General features: G+C 35.8%; 5 protein-coding genes. All 5 read left to right on the top strand.

Translation table 11 applies throughout. The features are described from left to right. Nucleotides 1–937 precede the first annotated feature (937 nt). The 5 genes from F6K22_RS32255 (at nucleotide 938) to F6K22_RS32235 (ending at nucleotide 4,609) form a co-directional block, all read left to right on the top strand. A complete protein-coding gene (locus F6K22_RS32255; protein WP_293107717.1) occupies nucleotides 938–2,383 on the top strand; it encodes a GTP-binding protein in 1,446 nt (481 codons plus the stop codon). Nucleotides 2,384–2,794: 411 nt separating this feature from the next. Further along, nucleotides 2,795–2,947, top strand: coding sequence for a hypothetical protein (locus tag F6K22_RS32250; protein ID WP_293107715.1), 153 nt, complete (start codon nucleotides 2,795–2,797; stop codon nucleotides 2,945–2,947). A gap of 32 nt (nucleotides 2,948–2,979) precedes the next feature. Beyond that, nucleotides 2,980–3,105, top strand: a complete 126-nt coding sequence (locus F6K22_RS32245) for a hypothetical protein (RefSeq protein ID WP_293107712.1) — start codon at nucleotides 2,980–2,982, stop codon at nucleotides 3,103–3,105. Nucleotides 3,106–3,155: 50 nt separating this feature from the next. After that, nucleotides 3,156–3,332 (top strand): hypothetical protein, encoded by a 177-nt coding sequence (locus F6K22_RS32240; RefSeq protein WP_293107709.1) that lies wholly within the window; start codon nucleotides 3,156–3,158, stop codon nucleotides 3,330–3,332. Nucleotides 3,333–3,898: 566 nt separating this feature from the next. Continuing rightward, nucleotides 3,899–4,609, top strand: a complete 711-nt coding sequence (locus F6K22_RS32235; protein ID WP_293107706.1) for an iron-containing redox enzyme family protein — start codon at nucleotides 3,899–3,901, stop codon at nucleotides 4,607–4,609. Nucleotides 4,610–4,794: the final 185 nt, after the last annotated feature.

Genomic DNA, 4,794 nt, shown 5'->3' with positions numbered 1-4,794 from the left:
AAAGCTTCGAAGTGCGCGTAGCGTCCCGGAGGGAACGGAGACCTAGCCATCCCATCCTAACGGACTGCTCCGCTTGCCGACCGCTGTCTTGGTCGATTGGAGGCAAGCGTTCGCGTAGCGTCCCGGAGGGAACGGAGACCTCGGCATCCCATCCTTCGGAATGCTCCGCTTGCCGACCGCTGTCTTGGTCGATTGGAGGCAAGCGTTCGCGTAGCGTCCCGGAGGGAACGGAGACCTCGGCATCCCTCGACCGCTTTTTTCTCCACGGCGAGTGAGAGGCTTTATACCTTTATTTTTCGGTAAATAATAGTTATATATATATAGTGATTCCCATATCAATAAGGTATAGTATTTTTTTCTATTCCCTATTTCCTATTCCCTAAAATCCAAAACTTGTGTATCTCTACAAGGGTTATAATTCCTATATTTTTATCGACTCTATAACTTTTTTTATATACTATACATGAAAAAATAATATTACAAATAGTAAGCTAGGATCGTCAAACTTCTGGTAACATGAATATTTGAAGATTTAGTGAATACCTAAAACCTACCACCTAATAACTAAAAATTATTTCTGGCAAACATTTATCAAACTGGTATAAAAAAAATGGAAATGATTAAATTAATTATAGATATCGCTCAATATTGTACTCTGAAAAATATTTATTGCTACTGAAGGATGCTAGTTGCGAGTCCGATTAAATTCAGGCGAAAAAGCAAATTAAGAACTTTAGCTATATCTGAAAAAATTGAAGGTAGTAGCAAACAATTAGTGAATTTTGCAGTTTACTTCCTAGCCTTAAAAAGGATATAAGAATTCAGATAACTACTTTGATAATAATCTCAAAGTTACTTTCTAAAAACAGGAATAAAACTTAAAAATTTCAATAAAAATATAACAAATTGTTGATTTTGGAGCGAAAAATATCCGAAAATGAATCTAGATAAAGAACTAGACAAAACAATATCAAGCTTTGCAGATATTCAAGCAGAACTTAACATCTGTAACGCTAAAGATGCTTTACAAAACATCGTAACCAATCTGGATTTAACTCCTGAAGAAAGAGCAGGATTAGACTCAGAAATTTCCGGGCTAGAATCAATGTTAGAAAAGTTAGAAAAAGCTGCTGTTTATATTGCTGTATTTGGCATGGTAGGCAGAGGTAAATCTTCACTTCTCAATGCTTTACTAGGAGAAAAAGTATTTGAAACAGGTCCAATTCATGGTGTTACCAAAACTACAAAAATTAAACAATGGGAATTAGGAAGAGAAAATTTAACAGAAATAGAATCATCATCTACAAATTCTTTAACTTCCTACAGAATATCTCAAGTTGAACTGATTGATACTCCTGGTATAGATGAAGTAGACGGAGAAACTAGGGAATTAATAGCCCGACAGGTAGCAAAACAGGCAGATTTACTCTTATTTGCAGTAGCAGGAGATATTACCCAAGTCGAATATGAAGCTCTTTCTTACTTACGAGATGCTGGTAAACCAATTTTGCTGGTGTTTAACAAAATAGACCAATACCCAGAAGCAGATAGATTAGCTATATATAATAAAATTCGTGATGAACGAGTCCGTGAATTACTCTCACCAAATGAAATAGTTATGGCCGCAGCTTCTCCACTAATGGCTAAAGCAGTGCAACGTTCTGATGGTAGTCTTAGAGTAGAGATGGTGCGAGGAGAACCTCAAGTAGAAGATTTAAAGCTGAAAATATTAGAAATTTTAGATCGAGAAGGTAAATCTTTGGTAGCCCTCAATAGTATGCTCTATGCTGATAATGTTAATGAGCAGTTAGTACGCCGGAAAATCGAAATTCGCTCTCAAAGCGCAGATCGGGTCATTTGGAAGGGAGTAATGACTAAAGCAATGGCGATCGCTCTTAACCCTGTAACTGTAGTAGATATTCTCAGTGGGGCAATAATTGATGTAGCTATGATATTGACTTTATCCAAGTTGTATGGTATCAGGATGAGTCAAAGCGGAGCAGTAGATTTATTACAAAAGATAGCTATTAGTATGGGTGGTATAACCGCAAGTGAATTAGTAGCAAATCTGGGATTAAGTTCTTTGAAAGGATTATTGGGTTTAGCTGCACCTGTTACTGGAGGATTGTCTTTAGCACCCTATTTGTCTGTCGCAGTGACTCAAGCAGCAGTGGGAGGTTTATCATCTTATGGAATTGGGCAAATAACCAAAACTTATCTTGCTAATGGCGCATCTTGGGGAGAGGAAGGTCCGAAAGCTGTGGTGAGTAATATTTTGGCATCTTTGGATGAAAATTCGATTATGGGTCGGATTAAAGATGAGTTAATTAATAAGTTAAAAATCAAAGATTTCACTTTGGAAAAAGGCAACAGGCAAGACTAAGTTAGAAGGATTTGTAATTAATTTTGCCTAGTTATTTAACAATCAATAATAACAAAGCAAGTAAAAAAATATTACTTCAGAGTAGTTGAATAATTTATTGCTTCGGAAGATTAGTAATTTAGAGTAAGTTGATCATAGATTATTGACTAAGGAGAACTCTGATTCTATTTATTCTGGAAATTTGAGGTGAGTTTCTACAAAATTTTTCATAAAAAGGGGTATTGATAGATAAGGTATGTTTTAGTATCAACTTTTATATATCCCTTATATGATTAAGGTTTCATAATCGAAATGTTAGCTGTGAAACTCAATTGACCTAAATTTTGCATAACCTGAAGCAGCGTTAGAAATATTAAAAATTTGACTCTCTTGTAACATAGGCTAAAACTATTAGACTCGGAAACATGACAAATGAACAATCAAGCTAAATCAATCACTCAAAACTCTAAGAACATCAGCCAAAATAAATCAAATACACAAAAAAGCAATGCAGGTTTAGTGGAATTAGAGCTAGAGGACTTGGATAAAGTAGTTGGGGGTAAACTCGAGAGTGGAGACCTTTGAAATCTAATTCAATCACTCAAAAATTTAAGAACATGAGCCAAAATAAATCAAATACACAAGAAAGTCATGTAGATTTAGTGGAATTACAACTAGAGGACTTGGACAAAGTAGCTGGTGGTGTATTACTTGATGAACCTACTGTTGGTCTGGATCTTTAACAGCTACAACTTGAATCGAAATAATCCCTCGTACTATCAAGGAGAGAAATATGAAGAAAAGTCATTCCAAAACAAAACAACAAAGTACAAAGGTTAATGAAACTCAAAGCAATAAAACAGACAAAAGCTGGATAGAATTGCAGGAACATGAGATGGAGGATATTGTAGGAGGTCTGACTGACCTAGGTGGAGCTCCATGGATAGATCCAGGTGGCGCTCAGAATTAAGTTTTTCTTCCTCGTTAGCCATTTTCTAGTATAGGTGGAAATAGAAGGTTCCCATCTACAGGTGCAGCGAGTCAGATAAATGGGTCTAAAACCTTGATTATTTGGTAATACTTCAATATAGTTGCCTATCAGACGAAAATTCATCTGATAGGCAATTTTTTAGTAATCCTCAATTGGTTCAATACTCAAGGCATTTTTGGCAAATTTTTTACAACTACTTTAAGCGATCGCTTTACTCTCTGACTAAAAATCCCAACTCCCCGCTTCGTAATAGAGATTTTTAATCAGTTTTATTCAAAGGAATGTAGTCAAAAAGACATAAAAAATTCAAGAAAAAAACATTCAGAAGTCATCCAACAAACAGGAGCGACTAATCACCTTAAAAACACCTTTTTTTTACAGACATTAAAATCATCCTTGCGTCTATTGTCACTAATTATTTTCTCAGCCAACTATTATCAAGCTCCCAATTTACTATCCGTAAATTTTCAGTTAGCTCAATCATGATAGTTATCAAGATAAAGAACTAAACAAATTAATTCAAAAAAAAACAAGGAGCAAGACAAATGGTTTTAATGACTTCCCCATCTATCAAAGAAAATTTTTGGCAAGCTATCGACACCTCAAAGTTCTCTGGCAACCCCGCAGAAGATCCCAGACTTCAAAGTTTACAAAATATTTCTCTCCCGGAATTAATTCAAGTTTTAGAACAATATTCTTATGTGACTAAAATTCATTCTCAAAGCTTAAACTATGTGTGTAATGTCATTACACCAGGTAAATTAAAAGTTCTTTTAGATGAAATTCATTTTGAAGAAACTGGTGATGGAAACCCTGATGATTCTCACTATAATTTACTGAAAAAATTCTTGTTTGGCTTGAATGAAAGTTTTGGTGGAACCATGCTCGCCAATACAATTAATCCACGAGTTGATGCCCTAATTGAAAATTATGAGAATGATTTAAAAAGCCATCCAGCTCACGTTGCGATTGGTATGGCAGGTATGGGTACTGAATGTATTTGTGGTCCAATATTAGAAGAAATTTGGGCACAAATTCAAGGACGCAAAGACTTAGAAGATGTATTGCCTCAATTAAACTTAGAATTTTGGCATATTCATACTGGAGAGATAGATCATTCCCATGCGGTGAGAATGCGTAATGCCATAGATGGGGAAGTAGGAGATAGTGAAGAGTCTGCTACTCAAATTCTACAAGGTTATCAGTTGTCTGTGAATTTTTGGGATGATTTATTAAATATTTTTGTGACTCTTTGAAAGTGGTAAAAGACATGTGGAGGTAGTCAGAAAAATACCTCCGCCCACTCTCAGCTAGATGTAAATATGGTGATTATTGAAGTAGCAGTCAGCACTCAGCTAGCCTCTTTCAGAGGAGCTGCCTCTTACAGAGGAGCTTCGCTAACGCTAACAGCAGTCAGCTTATTCAAGGTGTATAATGGGGG

This window comes from Okeania sp. SIO2F4 (assembly GCF_010672385.1).
Classification (GTDB): Bacteria; Cyanobacteriota; Cyanobacteriia; order Cyanobacteriales; family Microcoleaceae; genus Trichodesmium.
The sequence above is the reverse complement of the archived record's forward strand: the minus strand, read 5'-3'. Positions and strand labels throughout refer to the sequence as shown.

What these genes read in the sequence shown, in the direction of transcription:
- F6K22_RS32245 (WP_293107712.1), top strand. Translation starts at nt 2,980, where the DNA reads ATGAGCCAAAATAAATCAAATACACAAGAAAGTCATGTAGATTTAGTG.
- F6K22_RS32250 (WP_293107715.1), top strand. Translation starts at nt 2,795, where the DNA reads ATGAACAATCAAGCTAAATCAATCACTCAAAACTCTAAGAACATCAGC.
- F6K22_RS32235 (WP_293107706.1), top strand. Translation starts at nt 3,899, where the DNA reads ATGGTTTTAATGACTTCCCCATCTATCAAAGAAAATTTTTGGCAAGCT.
- F6K22_RS32255 (WP_293107717.1), top strand. Translation starts at nt 938, where the DNA reads ATGAATCTAGATAAAGAACTAGACAAAACAATATCAAGCTTTGCAGAT.
- F6K22_RS32240 (WP_293107709.1), top strand. Translation starts at nt 3,156, where the DNA reads ATGAAGAAAAGTCATTCCAAAACAAAACAACAAAGTACAAAGGTTAAT.